The organism is Chryseobacterium kimseyorum (genome assembly GCF_025971945.1).
Classification (GTDB): Bacteria; Bacteroidota; Bacteroidia; order Flavobacteriales; family Weeksellaceae; genus Chryseobacterium; species Chryseobacterium kimseyorum.
The window spans coordinates 77017-91396 of the sequence record NZ_JAPDHW010000008.1 but is presented as its reverse complement, the minus strand read 5'-3'; the positions used below and the strand labels follow the sequence as shown (position 1 = coordinate 91396).

The window sequence follows — 14380 nt, the reverse complement described above, 5'->3', positions numbered from 1 at the left end:
AGCTACTTTTTATTCTCAGAAAATGAATTATCCTAAAGCTATAAAAGGAAATCAAACCGATACTTACTTCGGAACTGCCGTTGCAGATCCGTACAGAGATTTGGAAAACGACTCTCAACACACCAAAAAATGGGTGGATGAAGAGGTGGCTTTCAGCCAGAATTATTTATCTAAAATTCCGTTCAGACAGGAAATCGCAAAACAACTGACAGACATCTGGAATTACGAAAAGATCGGTGCACCCTTTAAAGAAGGAGATTATACGTATTACTATAAAAATAACGGACTGCAGGCACAATCTGTATTGTACAGAACCGATAACAAAACCAAAACAACAGAAGTTTTTTTAGATCCAAATAAATTTTCAGAAAAAGGAACAACATCACTTTCGAGTCTGTCTTTCAATAAAAAAGGAAATCTGGCAGCATATGCCATTTCAGAAGGTGGAAGCGACTGGAACAAGATCATCATTATCGACGCAATTACCAAAAAGCAAATCGATGAAACCATTGTTGACGTCAAGTTCAGCGGCGTTGCGTGGCAGGGCGATGAAGGTTTTTACTACTCAAGTTATGATAAACCGAAAGAAGGAACAGTGCTTTCAGGCATGACAGATAAACATAAGGTTTACTATCATAAATTAGGTACAAAACAATCTGCCGACCAGTTGATTTTCGGAGGAGAAAAAATACCGCGAAGATATTTGGGAGCGTACCTGTCTGAAGACGAAAGATATTTGATAATTTCTGCAGCCAATGCGACTAATGGAAATGAAGTTTATATTAAAGACCTAAAAAAAGGTGGCGATTTCGTACAGATCAACAGTGGTTTTGATATCAATGCCAATATTTTGGATACAGACGGCGATAATCTCTACATTTTTACCGATAAAGATGCGCCCAATATGCGTTTAGTGAAAACTACCATCCAAAATCCAGCTCCGGCAACCTGGAAAGACGTGATCCCTGAAACGGAAAATGTGTTGGGAATTTCTGCAGGCGGAGGATATTTCTTTGCAACCTACATGGTTGATGCGATTGACAAAGTAAAACAGTTCGACAAAACTGGAAAACTTATCCGGGAAATTTCTTTGCCTGGAAAAGGGAATGTCGGTGGATTCGGTGGTAAGAAAAAGGAGAAGGATATGTACTATTCTTTCAGCAATTATATCACACCCGGAACGACTTATAAATTCAATGCAGACACCGGAAAATCTGAGGTGTATCAGAAGCCGAAAGTAAAATTCAATCCCGAAGATTACGTTTCTGAACAGGTTTTTTACACATCAAAAGACGGTACAAAAGTTCCGATGATGATCAGCTATAAGAAGGGAATAAAGATGGATGGTAAAAATCCGACAATGCTGTATTCTTATGGTGGTTTCAACATCAGTTTACAGCCTTCCTTCTCCGTTATCAATGCGATTTGGATGGAAAATGGCGGAATTTATGCCGTTCCAAACATCCGCGGTGGTGGAGAATATGGTAAAAAATGGCACGATGCAGGAACAAAAATGGATAAGAAAAATGTATTCGAAGATTTCATAGCAGCTGGAGAATACCTTCAGGCTAAAGGCTATACTTCAAAAGATTACATGGCGCTTTCAGGAAGATCAAACGGTGGACTTTTGGTTGGGGCAACGATGACGATGCGTCCTGATTTAGCAAGAGTTGCTTTCCCGGGAGTTGGTGTTTTAGATATGTTGCGATACAACAAATTCACTGCCGGTGCAGGTTGGTCTTACGATTACGGAACGGCCGAAGACAATAAGGAAATGTTTAATTATTTAAAATCCTACTCTCCGGTTCACAATGTAAAAGCAGGAACCTGTTATCCATCAACGATGATTATCACAAGTGATCACGATGACAGAGTGGTTCCGGCACACTCGTTTAAATTTGGGGCAGAATTGCAGGAGAAACAGAAGTGTGCCAACCCGATTTTGGTAAGAATTGAAAAGAACGCAGGTCACGGCGCAGGAAGAGCAACCGACCAGGTCATCAGTGAAAATGCAGATTTGCTTTCTTTTGCGCTGTATGAAATGGGTGTGAAAAAATTAGGAAAATAATTAGAATACTATTTTTAATTAAATATAAAAGCGACATTGTAACAGACGGTGTCGCTTTTTTTATTAAAGCTTTTAAAGATTATTTTTTATCTGTTTCAATTAAAAAATCGCCACGAATTCACGAATGTATTTTCCTGCGAAATTGGATTTTTACTATATTTAATAATGATAATTCGTGCATTCGTGACAAAAAACATTATTAATGAAATTTGTGTAGGTGATTAAAAGTCCCAAAGTAACAACTTATTAAAGAATAGAATGAAATCCTCTGATCCTCATCAAAAATCTTAAAACCAATTAAAGATTTTTAAGTCGCTTCAAGCTTAGAACAAGCTTAGAAAACAGGAATCAACTAGAAAGAAAATCAAATTTTTTTCAAAGAATAATGTGTCCTTTTATGTGGAACAATTTTAAAAAATCTCCTATGACTGATGTGTTTAAAATTATTCTTTCAAACTGAAAATCAGCACCAAAACATTAATCCAAAAATGCTTACTTTTAAAATCTTAAATCAGAAAGCATGAGAAGGGAAATTCAGAATAAAAATCCCCAATTTACTATATCAGAAAAACATTTGGAAGTCTATCAGTTCGAGAAAGACGGTCTTGAATTGAAATCAAAATACAGTTCTGAGGATATTAAAGATCAGACTATCAGCGATTCTTCACCGGGAATTGCTCCTTTTTTACGGGGACCTTACTCCACAATGTATGTTCAGAAACCGTGGACGGTGCGTCAGTACGCAGGTTTTTCAACTGCTGAAGAATCCAATGCTTTTTACAGAAGAAATCTGGCAGCCGGACAAAAAGGACTTTCCGTAGCTTTCGATTTGGCAACCCACAGAGGATATGATTCTGACCACGCAAGAGTAGTCGGCGACGTTGGGAAAGCTGGTGTTGCGATTGATTCCGTTGAGGATATGAAGATTCTATTTAATGAAATCCCTTTGGATGAAATCTCAGTTTCAATGACGATGAACGGTGCCGTTTTGCCGATTCTTTCTTTCTATATTGTCGCTGCAGAAGAGCAGGGCGTTTCTCAGGATAAGCTTTCAGGGACTATTCAGAATGATATTTTAAAGGAATTCATGGTAAGGAATACTTACATTTATCCGCCAACACCATCCATGAAAATCATTGCTGATATTTTTGAATATACTTCTAAAAATATCCCGAAATTCAATTCAATTTCCATCTCAGGCTATCACATGCAGGAAGCCGGAGCCACGCCGGTTTTGGAAATGGCTTATACTTTAGCCGACGGTTTGGAATATGTAAGAACCGGAATAAAAGCAGGAATGAACGTCGATGATTTCGCTCCAAGACTGTCTTTTTTCTGGGCAATCGGAATGAATCACTTCATGGAAATTGCTAAAATGCGTGCTGCAAGATATATTTGGGCAACATTGTTAAAGCAGTTTAATCCACAAAATCCAAAATCTTTAGCATTAAGAACGCATTCTCAGACGTCTGGTTGGTCTTTGACGGAACAGGAACCATTTAATAATATCACAAGAACTGCCATCGAAGCTTTATCTTCAGCTTTGGGAGGAACTCAGTCTTTGCATACTAACGCTTTGGATGAAGCCATTGCACTTCCGACAGATTATTCTGCAAAAATTGCGAGAAATACACAAATTATTCTTCAACAGGAAAGCGGAATCTGCGATGTCGTTGATCCGATGGGTGGAAGCAATCTTGTAGAAGCTTTAACTCAGCAGATGATCGAAGAAGCGATGAAATTCATCGATGAGGTTGAAAAAGAAGGCGGAATGACCAAAGCCATCGAAGCAGGAATTCCAAAAATGAGAATTGAGGAAGCTGCCGCAAAAAAGCAGGCGAAAATTGATAGCGGTGAAGAATTTATCATTGGTGTTAATTCGTTCAGATCGAGTTTAAAACAAACGCCAATTGACATTTTAGATATCGATAACACGGAAGTCCGCAGAAAACAAATCGAAAGACTTGAATCTATCAAATCAACCAGAAAGACCGAGGCGGTCAGCCAAATTTTAAATGATATTAGAAATTGTGCTAAAACTGGTAACGGAAATCTTTTAGAACTTTGCATCGAGGCCGCCCGCAGAAGGGTGACTTTGGGCGAAATGAGCGATGCGATGGAAGAAAGTTTCGGACGTTACAAAGCCAACATCAGAACAATACAGGGAGTTTACGCTATGAATGCAGGTAAAAACGAATACTTTGGAAAAGCCCTCGAGCTTACTCAGAAATTTGAAGAAGAAGAAGGTCGCCGCCCGAGAATTATGGTGGCAAAAATGGGTCAGGACGGTCATGACCGCGGGGCAAAAGTAGTGGCAACTGCTTTTGCCGACATGGGATTTGACGTTGATGTTGCGCCATTATTCCAAACTCCTGAAGAAGTAGCAAAACAGGCGGTGGAAAATGACATTCATATTTTGGGTGTGTCGTCTCTGGCGGCAGGTCACAAAACTTTGGTTCCGCAGGTTGTTGAAGAACTGAAAAAACTAGGTGCAGAAGATATTACAGTTGTCGTAGGTGGCGTAATTCCACAACAGGATTATGAGTATCTGTATGCAAATGGTGCTGATTTTATTTTCGGTCCGGGAACGAATTTACCTAAATGTGCAGTGGATATTTTGAATCGGTTTTTAGATTGATTTTTAACGTTATGGAATATGTACCTGAAAGTTTTCTAGGAAAATCATTTGAAGAATTGCAAGATTTTTTAGTGCTGAAAGAATATGATTATTCTTTTGTTAAAAATAATATTTCAGATCCATATTTTTGTTTTGATACCTATCTAACTGAAGGAAAACTTAGTGTTTCAGGTACTAAAATAGAACATTCAATTATATCTTTTATGGCAAATAAATGTTCTAACATAATTGCATTGATCTCAACTGAACAAGCAATAAAGATTTCATCGCTGCTAAATGATTTTTTTCCTGATAACTTTAGATTTGTATTAAAAGATGATTTAATCGAATTGGATAACAGTGCTTCTACAAAGTTAATTAAAGGAAAATTTGTAGAATTTGAAATCAAGCATAGACCATTTGACATCAGTAAAAAATTTGACATCAATAATTTTGAAAATTACAATTTTATTTCTGCTTTTTTAAATGATTATAGAGTGATAATTGAGCCAAAAGTAAAACAATATTTGCTCACAATATTTCCATGGAATAGCCTCTCCAAATAAAATTTATAATATTACCTTTATTTTACGAATCCATTTTGCACACCATTTGCATTGATAGCCATAACCAAAAAATAGAATATTATGGCTTATACAGTAGTTTCAGTATTTCCTGCAACTGTCAATACAGAGGAAATCACATCAGAATTAAAAAATCAGGGATTCAGCGAAGCAGATATCATCGTTTCAAAATCTAAAATTGAAGACGAATCAGCTGTCGGTGATTATAAAGACGACGAAAAAACAAGAAGTTTCTGGGATCACATGTTTGTAAGTGATAACGAATTATTAGATGCTTACAGCAGAGAAAGTGTAGGAAAAATCAACGTCGTTGTATACACTTCAAATATTACAGAAGCACAGAGTGCGAAAAAAATCATGGATCAGCACGGTGCGCTGAAAGTCTATAATAAACCGTCATTCAGTGACGAAAAATCTGATACAGCTGGTCTTCCGGAAGATGTTTATAATGGTATTATCGCAAAAGCAAGACATAATCTTTACTTTCTGGATTCAGAAAGAACATCTGATCAGACTTCTCGCGGAATGAGTGACACCATGGATGATCTCGGCTCAAAAGATTAAACTAAATTTTACAATATAAACCTGAATATAAAAATCTATTCAGGTTTTTTTTATGAATTTTCTCAAAAAATATTTGTCAGATTCAAAATTATTCTATCTTTGCATCTGAAAATCAAGTTCAACCAATTAAAAAACAACGAAGCAATGTTCAAACTAGATCATAATTCTCCTTCCGGTTTGCCACTTATGGTGGTAAGGCTTCGTGGTTTGGTACATTCTTAGAACAACAGTATAATGAAATATCAAAACCCGAAGTCGTAAGATTTCGGGTTTTTTATTGCGCAATATTTCAAACTCAAAACGTTTCCCCGAAATCAAAAATTTTTATCAGGAGCTATTTGACTACGTCGAATTGTTACCTATTATTTTTTTTAAGGAGCAATTTCCTGCTGTCCACTGTATCTTTTTTCGCCAACGATTTTTTCAGGCCCACGCACAAAAAAGGATGCCGCTGCAATCGGGGCTAGGACAAACTCCTGCCTTAAACCTTCAAGGTTTCAAAACCTTGAAGGTCTGAATAAAACCAACTAAAATTTCAGTTGGCAAACCAGATGCGAGAAAATCAATGATCTCTCATCATTCATCAATTATATAAAACAATGGGAAATTTAAAATTAAAATGAAAAGATATATTAAAATTAGGCTATCCAAACAACCAGAGCGTCAACATTGCTTTGGAAGTGATGAAAAGAAATTTTGCAACCAAAAATATTCATTATGTGAAATCTCTACTCAAGGAAATCCAGCAGAATCCGGAGAACTTCGAGAAAGATTTAACCTTCGGACAAATTGCAGAAGCTCTGCTTTCATCAAAGAAAACTGAGAAAAGAATGCTCAACACCAACCGGGCGTCTTTCCAGATTTTCGGAAATGATATTTCAGATGAAGCAAAAAACCAATTGTACACCGCACTGAAACTGCCAATTGCAACGCAGGGCGCTTTGATGCCCGATGCACACAGTGGTTACGGACTTCCAATCGGTGGCGTTCTCGCAGTAGAAAATGCCGTGATTCCCTATGGAGTCGGGATGGATATCGGATGCAGAATGTCGCTCAGTATTTTGGATACGCCAATTTCATATCTCGACGGCGCCAAAGATAAATATGAAAAAGCGCTTGCCGAACACACCAAATTCGGGATGTATGAAACGCACAAATCTCACATCGACCACGAGATTTTCGACAGAGATACGTTCGATTTAATTCCGATTTTGAGAAGATTAAAAGGAAAAGCCATCAAACAAATGGGAAGCTCCGGTGGCGGAAATCACTTTGTGGAATTCGGTGAAGTGGAAATTACGGAAGAAGACGAGCAAATCAATCTTCCGAAAGGAAAATACCTCGGAATTCTTTCTCACAGCGGTTCTCGTGGATTGGGAGCGGAAATCGCTCAGTATTATTCGAGAGTGGCGACCGAACAATGTCCGTTACCGAAAGAAGCACAAAATTTCGCCTGGCTGGATTTGAACACGCACCTCGGATTAGAATACTGGACAGCGATGAATCTCGCTGGAGATTATGCTTCGGCCTGCCACGACGATATTCACAGGAGACTGGTGAAAGCGGTCGGCGGAAGAGTGAAAGCCAGAATCGAAAACCATCACAACTTTGCGTGGAAAGAAATTCATAACGGGAAAGAGGTGATTGTTCACAGAAAAGGTGCAACTCCAGCCAACGAAAACGAGTTGGGTATGATTCCCGGTTCGATGACGGCAAAAGGTTTCATCGTGCGTGGAAAAGGAAATCCGGATTCACTAAACTCGGCTTCACACGGAGCTGGACGGGCTTTTTCGAGAGGAGAATGTAGAAACCGCTTCACTCAAAATGACATTAAGAAAGAATTAAAACTCAAAAATGTCACCTTGATGGGCGGAAATGCGGAAGAAGCACCGATGGCGTACAAAGACATCAATGAAGTAATGAACGCTCAAAGTGAACTGGTCGATATTCTCGGAACTTTCCAACCCCGAATTGTGAGGATGGATAAATAATTTGGTTAATAGGTTGGAGTTGTTGGCAACGAGCCTACAAAAATAATTAACAACCTGATTTTCATAGTTAAAACAGTTGTAAAATATCAATAGGAATGGGCTTTAGCCCATTTAATGAAGGATGATGAAGAGTTGGCTTTAGCCAAAATCTATAATAAGTTTCGGCTAAAGCCTTTGATTCTACATAATCTACATCGGGCTAAAGCCCGATGCTATTGATAATATCTCGACTATATGACAGACAAGATTTTAATGAGTTAATTAAACTCAATATTATAACAAATAGTAATAAAAAGGAGAAGAACCATAGCCCCGATTGACTCTTAATATATATATTTTATTATATAGAATCGTCGAAACTTCGTTTTGAAGCGGCATCCTTTTTTTGCGTAGGCTTGAAAAAAGTGAAGGCAAAAAAAGATACAGCACTTCGACAACCTCAGTATAAACTGCAAGCGGGATTAAGCTCCTAAAATAAAATGGACAAAATAATACAAATCACCTCGGGAAGAGGACCTTTGGAATGTCAGTGGGTAGTTGCCAAAGTTCTGAAGGTCTTCCTTGAGGAAGCAAAACAAAATAAAATCGGTTACGAAATCATCCACCGCGAAAATGGCGACGAAAACCTGACTTTGAAATCTGCGACTTTAGTTTTAAAAGGAAAAGAAGCTAATGAATTTCTGAAAAACTGGCTCGGAAGCATTCTTTGGATTGGAAAAAGCACTTTTAGGAAATTCCATAAAAGAAGCAACTGGTTTATCGGGATTTTTGAATTGGAAGGTTTGGAGAAAATGGATTTTAATGAAAGAGACATTCAGTTTCAGACCGCAAGAAGTCAGGGAAGTGGCGGACAAAATGTGAATAAAGTGGAAACTGCTGTTCGTGCAACTTATCTGAAAACCGGACAGAGTGTTTTCGTGCAGGATTCCCGTTCGCAATTGGAGAATAAGAAACTTTCTATTGTTCGATTAAAAGAAAAAGTGATGGAATTTCACATTCAACAATTGGAAAAACAGATGCAGGAAACCTGGAACAATCATTTGAATGTTCAGCGGGGAAATCCTATCCGAACTTTTTCAGGAACCGATTTTAAAAAGAATCATCAGGAGAAATCTTTCAAAAAAGAAAGACATCAACTGAAAAATGAATTAAAAAACTACAGAAATGACCTTAACTAAAAGTAAATATTATTTTGAAGCGCTGGATAATTATCCATACAGCTTGCCGGATTGTCTGGAAGCGTTGAATTATGCGCTTTCCTACGACCCTGAAGATGCAGATTCGCTTTGTCTGATGGGAAGAATCTACAGCGAAATGCTCGATGACTATGAAAAAGCAAAACTCTATTTCGAGGAAGCAATGCAGTGTGATGTGACCAATCTGAATACGCCAAAATACTACATTAAATGTCTTTTGGACAACGAAGATTTTCAGGAAGCAGAAAAACTGATTAGCTATTCTTTGAAAATCAAAGGAATTGACAGATCGACTCTATGGTTTTACAGAGCATTGTTATCTGAGATGAGAGGAAGTCTTCCGAATGCATTAAAATTTTTGACCGAAGCGGAGAAATTTTGCTTCACGCCACAAAGTTTGGATTTTATGAAAAACCGAAAGAAATTCATCAAATCTAAAATGCCGAAGAAATCTAAAAACAGGAAGGAGACGAAATAAGTCTCCTTTTTTTGTAAATTTAATTTATGAAAAACTATTTATTTTTGATTCTATTGCTATTTATTTCCTGTAAAAAGAAAGTGGTGGAGAAAGAAATAATCCAAAAAGATGGAACTCTGGATTTAAGATATGAGGTTTTGAATCAATTAATAGACAGTGATAGTTTATCATACAATCAAAAGCACTTTATTTATAGTAGTACGTTAAAAAGCGTTTATCTCTACGAAAATGAAACTGATGAGCCAAAGCCAATCGGAATAACTTTGAAATATAATTCAGTTTTTTTACAAAAGGACTCCGCTTATTATAGAAATCAAGAGAAAATGATTTTCAATTTCAGATTTGATAAAAGAAAGGTTAGGCAAAAACTGCAATACGCTACAGATGAAGAACTTCACAAACTAAATGAAATTAAAAATAGTGATTTTTGGACTGAATTTGACAAAAAATATGGACACAAATGTATCCGCAGTTTTTCTGTACCTTTTTTTAATAAAGATAAAACTATGTGTATTGTGCAAAATTCGGTTTCTTGTGGATATTTAAATGCAAATGGATATACTGCAATTTATAAAAAGATTAATGGAGACTGGAAGGAAATAAAATCATTTGATCATTGGGTAAGTTAAGATATGAAGATAAATTTCACACTAAAACAACTACAATTAAAAGAAACATTCTCCATTGCTTACGGAAATTACAATCACCGTGATGCATTGTTAATTGAATTATCTCATCGAGGCTGCAAAGGTTATGGAGAGTGTGTGGCGATTGATTATTATCAGATTAATTTACAGAGTTTTATTTTAAAATTAAAAGAAATTCAAGATCAGATTGAAGGTCAGGAAATCATTCATCCTAAAGAATTTTTTACATTTTTATTGAGTTTAAATCTTCATCCATTTTTAGTTTCTGCTTTAGATTGTGCGTATTGGGATTTGTTTGGAAAACTGGAGAATAAAAGTTTTATAGAACTCAATCAACTTCCCACAGAGAATTTGGCTGAAAGCTCCATCACTATTTCCGTTGGAGAGATAGAGCAGCAGATTAAGAAGATTGACAAAAGTAATTGGAATCAGTTCAAAGTAAAATGCAAGGGTTTAGATAAAAATCATGTTGAGGAACTTTTAAAACTAAACAGAAACATTGCTTTAGATTCTAACGCGAGTTTTTCTGATGAAGATTGCGTTTGGCTTCAGGAAAATGTTAAGATTCAGGAATTTTTATACTTAGAACAGCCCCGTCCTGTTGATCATTATAAAATATTAAAAAAAGAAAGCTTTGCCAACTGGATGGCAGACGAAGATTGCCAAAATTTACACTCGTTAGATAAACTGGTTCCATATTATCAAAGTGTCAATATTTAAACTGATGAAGTGTGGTGGATTGACTCCCGCATTAGAAATGATTAAAAAAGCGAGAGAGCTGAATTATAAAATTATGATAGGCTGCATGACAGAATCTACAGTAGGAATTTCCGCAGCCTGTCTTCTCGCGGGACTTGTAGATTATGCCGATTTGGATGGTGCAACACTTATATCCAATGATTATGCAGCGGGAAACTTTGTGGAAAACGGTAAAATTATTCTCTCCGGAAAACCGGGTTTAGGAATTGAATTAAAATAAAATAGGCTTTCAAACGAAAGCCTATTTTTTATTTACCGAAATCAGATAATCATAAACCATCTGATGCTGTTCAGTATTTAATTTGGCTTTAGGAGCCATTCTGCTCAGAGTTTTAATCCAACCCAGATCGTCATGTTTCTCAGGATTTGGAAGTTTGTGGCATCTGTTACAAGAATTTTCGAAAACCGTTTTTCCCTGAGCTAACTGTTCAGATGAAGTATACTTGGGCCCTGTTACAGCTGTACTTTTCGGTCCGCATGAGACTAAAAAAGCTGAACCTAAAATCATACTTAAAATTAATTTTCTCATTTCATTCTTTTTAGTGATGGATACCTACTTTTTCACAGAAACGACATAGTCATAAACCCACTGGTGCTGCTCATCAGTCAGTTTTGCTTTTGGCGCCATAGAATTCATAATTCCTACCCACTGTACAGAAGTATAGGCAGTTGGATCCGGCAATCCGTGACATCTTTTACAGGAATTTTCAAAAATCGTTTTTCCCTGCGCCATCTGTTCAGCAGTGCTGGTTGCAGATTTTGGTGCTTCAGCAACTGAACTAGATTTCGGTGTGCAGGAAGCTAATAATAGAGATGAAACAAAAGCGGTAAGAAATATGTTTTTCATGAAGTTTATTATTTTGATTAAAACAAAAGTAAGCAATTCCCGAAAGGCTTTGTGTACAGAGCTATAATTTAGAAGCATTAAAATTAATACAGCGTTTATTCGAATTTTGAAGCTTATTTTTATATTTTTGAGTGTGTGAAACTGAAAGGAACATCGCACCTTTTAAAAACTTAAAAGAGTTTAATGAAATTTTCTACTGAAGATTTAATCGAAGGAATACAGTCGGGCAACAAACGCCTGATTGCAAAAGCCATTACTTTAGTTGAAAGTAAAAAGGAAGAGCATCGTACTCAGGCAGAAGATTTACTTAAAAAAATAATGCCTCTTACAGGAAAATCGGTTCGTGTCGGAATCACGGGTGTTCCCGGTGCCGGAAAATCTACATTTATTGAAAATTTTGGAAGATTAGCAATTTCAAATGGTAAAAAGGTTGCTGTATTGGCGATCGATCCAAGCTCAGCTATCAACAAAGGAAGTATTTTGGGTGATAAAACCAGAATGGAAGAACTCGCGAAAGAAGAAAATGCTTTCATCAGACCTTCTCCGAGCTCCGGTTTTCTGGGAGGTGTGGCCAACACAACATTTGAAACCATGATGATCTGCGAAGCTGCAGGTTATGATTATATTTTAATTGAAACCGTTGGAGTAGGCCAGTCTGAAGTTTTGGTTGCCGATATTACGGATGTTTTTTTATTTCTAAAGATTATCGGCGGTGGAGATGAACTTCAGGGCATCAAACGTGGGATTATGGAAATGGTAGATCTGGTATTTATCAATAAAGTTGATCAGGATAATCTTCAAAAAGCTAAAAATACGAGACTTGAATTAAAGCGTGCATTAGATTTTCTTCCATCCAAAGAACAAAACTGGAAAGTTCCTGTATTGTTGGGTTCGGCGTTATATAATGAGGGTTTACAGGAAATTTATGATAAAATTGACGAATTCATTTCATTAAAAAAGAAAGCTGACCGTTTTGATTTGGTAAGAACCGAACAGTCGGAAAAACGCTTTGAATATTGGGTGCAGGAGTATATTTTAAGTACTATGAAGCGAAATGAATCTCTTGAAGAAGCTTATTTTATGCATAAAAAAAATGCCTCAGCTTTGGTTTCAAATCCAAGCACTGAAGCTAAATTATTTGTTGAAAAATTTCTTAGTAAAGATTAATCTTACTCTATCTTTTTCTCTTTGGTTTCTTCATTTTTAGAAATATATCCATCATAGGTTATCGGTTGTCTGTCATTACTTCTTATCGAGGTAAATGCTTTTCCGTTTTTATACACTTCGATATTGATATCTGAGACATTTTTCGCATCATTCGGTTTAATCTTAAAAACCCAGTTTCCTTTTTTACTTTGAGATTTGGTAACTGTGTAATCTTTAGAAGTAAAACGGTAACTGTTATCTGTGCTTCCGTAAGTGGTGTTGAAAGCTCTGCCGAAGTAAGGAAGAACAACTTCCATTTTACCTTTTTTTAGTTCGATGATGTAGCCGTCTCCATCCAACTGCAGAATTCTCGTAGAAGGATTATTTGGAATTGAATTTAATGCGTTTATCACATCATAATTCATTGGGTTCGCTCTCTGTGCATGAAAAGTAAATTCTTCTGAATTCACCAGAGTCGCTACAGTTTGTGTGTCTGTCGTGTTTTGAGAAGAACAGTTTTGGAAAGATAGCGTAAGAATAAAGATTGATATGATTGAAATAATTTTTTTCATAATACTATTGATTAGTAAATATAGATAGCAAAATGTATGCAAATCTCTTCTCAAAAATTTATTTTGGAACAGAAATTGTAAGGTTGAAACTATAATACGCAATACAATGAAAATTACACATCTATTAGGAATAGGAGCAACAGTTTTATCTGTTGCAGCTTGCACTACGAACCCAATTACAGGGCGTTCTTCAATACAGTTTGCAAACAATTCTGAAATTGAAGCAATGGCTCTGCAACAATATAAACAGACTTTAACAGAATCTAAAGTCGTTACAGGATCTCAGGCTCAAAGCGTGAAAAATGTTGGCAACAGAATAAAAAATGCTGCAGAAAAATATTACACAAGTATTGGAAGAGGATCAGACTTAGCTAATTATCAGTGGGAATTTAATCTTTTACAGGACAGTCAGGTAAATGCTTGGTGTATGCCTGGTGGAAAAGTAGCTGTATACTCAGGTATTTTACCGATTACTAAGGACGAAACTGGTTTAGCGGTTGTAATGGGACACGAGGTTTCACACGCTTTGGCGGGGCATGGTAATGAGAGAATTTCTCAGTCTATGATCGCTCAGGGTTTAGGAACAGCTTCCGGCCTTGCCATTAAAAATGAAAAAACTGCAGCGATATTTCAAAGTGTATACCCGATAGGTTCGCAGGTTGTACTGTTGAAATATGGTAGAAATCAGGAATCTGAAGCAGATAAAATGGGACTTTACTTAATGTCTATGGCAGGTTATGATCCTAGACAGGCAATTCCTTTCTGGAATAGAATGGAAGCGTCATCTTCTGGAGCAAGACAACCTGAATTTTTATCAACTCACCCAAGTCCGGGATCCAGAGTTGCCGGTATTCAGAAAGATCTTCCACAGGCATTGGAATACTACAAAGCTGCCGGAGGAAAAATATAAG

At 36.7% G+C, this 14380-nt stretch carries 15 protein-coding genes; 12 read left to right on the top strand and 3 right to left on the bottom strand.

Annotation, left to right across the window (positions count from 1 at the left end; all coding sequences use genetic code 11):
- Positions 1-22 precede the first annotated feature (22 nt).
- The 10 genes from OMO38_RS12530 to OMO38_RS12485 all read left to right on the top strand — a co-directional run bounded on the left by OMO38_RS12530 (position 23) and on the right by OMO38_RS12485 (position 11124).
- Entirely contained in the window at positions 23-2068 is a 2046-nt protein-coding gene (locus OMO38_RS12530; protein ID WP_264750673.1) for a prolyl oligopeptidase family serine peptidase, read from the top strand.
- A 520-nt stretch (positions 2069-2588) separates the two neighbouring features.
- Positions 2589-4706, top strand: coding sequence for a methylmalonyl-CoA mutase (gene scpA / locus OMO38_RS12525; protein ID WP_264750518.1), 2118 nt, complete (start codon positions 2589-2591; stop codon positions 4704-4706).
- 11 nt (positions 4707-4717) lie between these two features.
- Positions 4718-5251: a hypothetical protein gene (locus OMO38_RS12520; protein ID WP_264750517.1), complete on the top strand. Its 534-nt coding sequence runs from the start codon at positions 4718-4720 to the stop codon at positions 5249-5251.
- Positions 5252-5332: 81 nt separating this feature from the next.
- A complete protein-coding gene (locus OMO38_RS12515; protein ID WP_264750516.1) occupies positions 5333-5833 on the top strand; it encodes a hypothetical protein in 501 nt (166 codons plus the stop codon).
- A 629-nt stretch (positions 5834-6462) separates the two neighbouring features.
- On the top strand, positions 6463-7824 hold the full coding sequence (locus OMO38_RS12510) for an RtcB family protein (RefSeq protein WP_264750672.1): 1362 nt from the start codon (positions 6463-6465) through the stop codon (positions 7822-7824).
- 479 nt (positions 7825-8303) lie between these two features.
- Positions 8304-9002: a peptide chain release factor H gene (prfH, locus tag OMO38_RS12505; protein WP_264750515.1), complete on the top strand. Its 699-nt coding sequence runs from the start codon at positions 8304-8306 to the stop codon at positions 9000-9002.
- A complete protein-coding gene (locus tag OMO38_RS12500; RefSeq protein WP_264750514.1) occupies positions 8989-9498 on the top strand; it encodes a tetratricopeptide repeat protein in 510 nt (169 codons plus the stop codon). Before prfH ends, OMO38_RS12500 begins: the two co-directional genes overlap by 14 nt.
- A gap of 26 nt (positions 9499-9524) precedes the next feature.
- A complete protein-coding gene (locus OMO38_RS12495) occupies positions 9525-10127 on the top strand; it encodes a hypothetical protein (protein WP_264750513.1) in 603 nt (200 codons plus the stop codon).
- 3 nt (positions 10128-10130) lie between these two features.
- Positions 10131-10865: an enolase-like domain-containing protein gene (locus tag OMO38_RS12490; RefSeq protein WP_264750512.1), complete on the top strand. Its 735-nt coding sequence runs from the start codon at positions 10131-10133 to the stop codon at positions 10863-10865.
- Positions 10852-11124 carry an enolase C-terminal domain-like protein gene (locus tag OMO38_RS12485; protein WP_264750511.1) on the top strand — a complete coding sequence of 91 codons (273 nt, stop codon included), beginning with the start codon at positions 10852-10854 and terminating at the stop codon, positions 11122-11124. Before OMO38_RS12490 ends, OMO38_RS12485 begins: the two co-directional genes overlap by 14 nt.
- A gap of 21 nt (positions 11125-11145) precedes the next feature.
- Here the strand turns inward: OMO38_RS12485 and OMO38_RS12480 are convergent, their stop codons facing one another.
- Both OMO38_RS12480 and OMO38_RS12475 read right to left on the bottom strand, forming a co-directional pair.
- On the bottom strand, positions 11146-11433 hold the full coding sequence (locus tag OMO38_RS12480; RefSeq protein WP_264750510.1) for a cytochrome C: 288 nt from the start codon (positions 11431-11433) through the stop codon (positions 11146-11148).
- Between the two features lie 24 nt (positions 11434-11457).
- A complete protein-coding gene (locus tag OMO38_RS12475) occupies positions 11458-11751 on the bottom strand; it encodes a c-type cytochrome (RefSeq protein WP_264750509.1) in 294 nt (97 codons plus the stop codon).
- A 183-nt stretch (positions 11752-11934) separates the two neighbouring features.
- On the opposite strand from OMO38_RS12475, the gene meaB reads away from it, so the two are divergent.
- Positions 11935-12918: a methylmalonyl Co-A mutase-associated GTPase MeaB gene (gene meaB, locus OMO38_RS12470; RefSeq protein ID WP_264750508.1), complete on the top strand. Its 984-nt coding sequence runs from the start codon at positions 11935-11937 to the stop codon at positions 12916-12918.
- Between the two features lie 2 nt (positions 12919-12920).
- Here the strand turns inward: meaB and OMO38_RS12465 are convergent, their stop codons facing one another.
- Positions 12921-13469: a DUF4251 domain-containing protein gene (locus tag OMO38_RS12465; protein WP_264750507.1), complete on the bottom strand. Its 549-nt coding sequence runs from the start codon at positions 13467-13469 to the stop codon at positions 12921-12923.
- Between the two features lie 106 nt (positions 13470-13575).
- Here OMO38_RS12465 and OMO38_RS12460 point away from each other — a divergent pair, with 106 nt between their 5' ends.
- Complete coding sequence (locus OMO38_RS12460) at positions 13576-14379, top strand: M48 family metallopeptidase (protein ID WP_264750506.1); 804 nt, start codon at positions 13576-13578, stop codon at positions 14377-14379.
- Position 14380: the final 1 nt, after the last annotated feature.

Excerpts from the sequence above, each read along its gene's own strand:
- OMO38_RS12460 (WP_264750506.1), top strand. The coding sequence starts at position 13,576 with ATGAAAATTACACATCTATTAGGAATAGGAGCAACAGTTTTATCTGTT.
- OMO38_RS12475 (WP_264750509.1), bottom strand. The coding sequence starts at position 11,751 with ATGAAAAACATATTTCTTACCGCTTTTGTTTCATCTCTATTATTAGCT.
- OMO38_RS12500 (WP_264750514.1), top strand. The coding sequence starts at position 8,989 with ATGACCTTAACTAAAAGTAAATATTATTTTGAAGCGCTGGATAATTAT.
- OMO38_RS12515 (WP_264750516.1), top strand. The coding sequence starts at position 5,333 with ATGGCTTATACAGTAGTTTCAGTATTTCCTGCAACTGTCAATACAGAG.
- scpA (WP_264750518.1), top strand. The coding sequence starts at position 2,589 with ATGAGAAGGGAAATTCAGAATAAAAATCCCCAATTTACTATATCAGAA.
- OMO38_RS12465 (WP_264750507.1), bottom strand. The coding sequence starts at position 13,469 with ATGAAAAAAATTATTTCAATCATATCAATCTTTATTCTTACGCTATCT.
- OMO38_RS12495 (WP_264750513.1), top strand. The coding sequence starts at position 9,525 with ATGAAAAACTATTTATTTTTGATTCTATTGCTATTTATTTCCTGTAAA.
- OMO38_RS12480 (WP_264750510.1), bottom strand. The coding sequence starts at position 11,433 with ATGAGAAAATTAATTTTAAGTATGATTTTAGGTTCAGCTTTTTTAGTC.
- OMO38_RS12530 (WP_264750673.1), top strand. The coding sequence starts at position 23 with ATGAATTATCCTAAAGCTATAAAAGGAAATCAAACCGATACTTACTTC.
- prfH (WP_264750515.1), top strand. The coding sequence starts at position 8,304 with ATGGACAAAATAATACAAATCACCTCGGGAAGAGGACCTTTGGAATGT.
- meaB (WP_264750508.1), top strand. The coding sequence starts at position 11,935 with ATGAAATTTTCTACTGAAGATTTAATCGAAGGAATACAGTCGGGCAAC.
- OMO38_RS12520 (WP_264750517.1), top strand. The coding sequence starts at position 4,718 with ATGGAATATGTACCTGAAAGTTTTCTAGGAAAATCATTTGAAGAATTG.
- OMO38_RS12490 (WP_264750512.1), top strand. The coding sequence starts at position 10,131 with ATGAAGATAAATTTCACACTAAAACAACTACAATTAAAAGAAACATTC.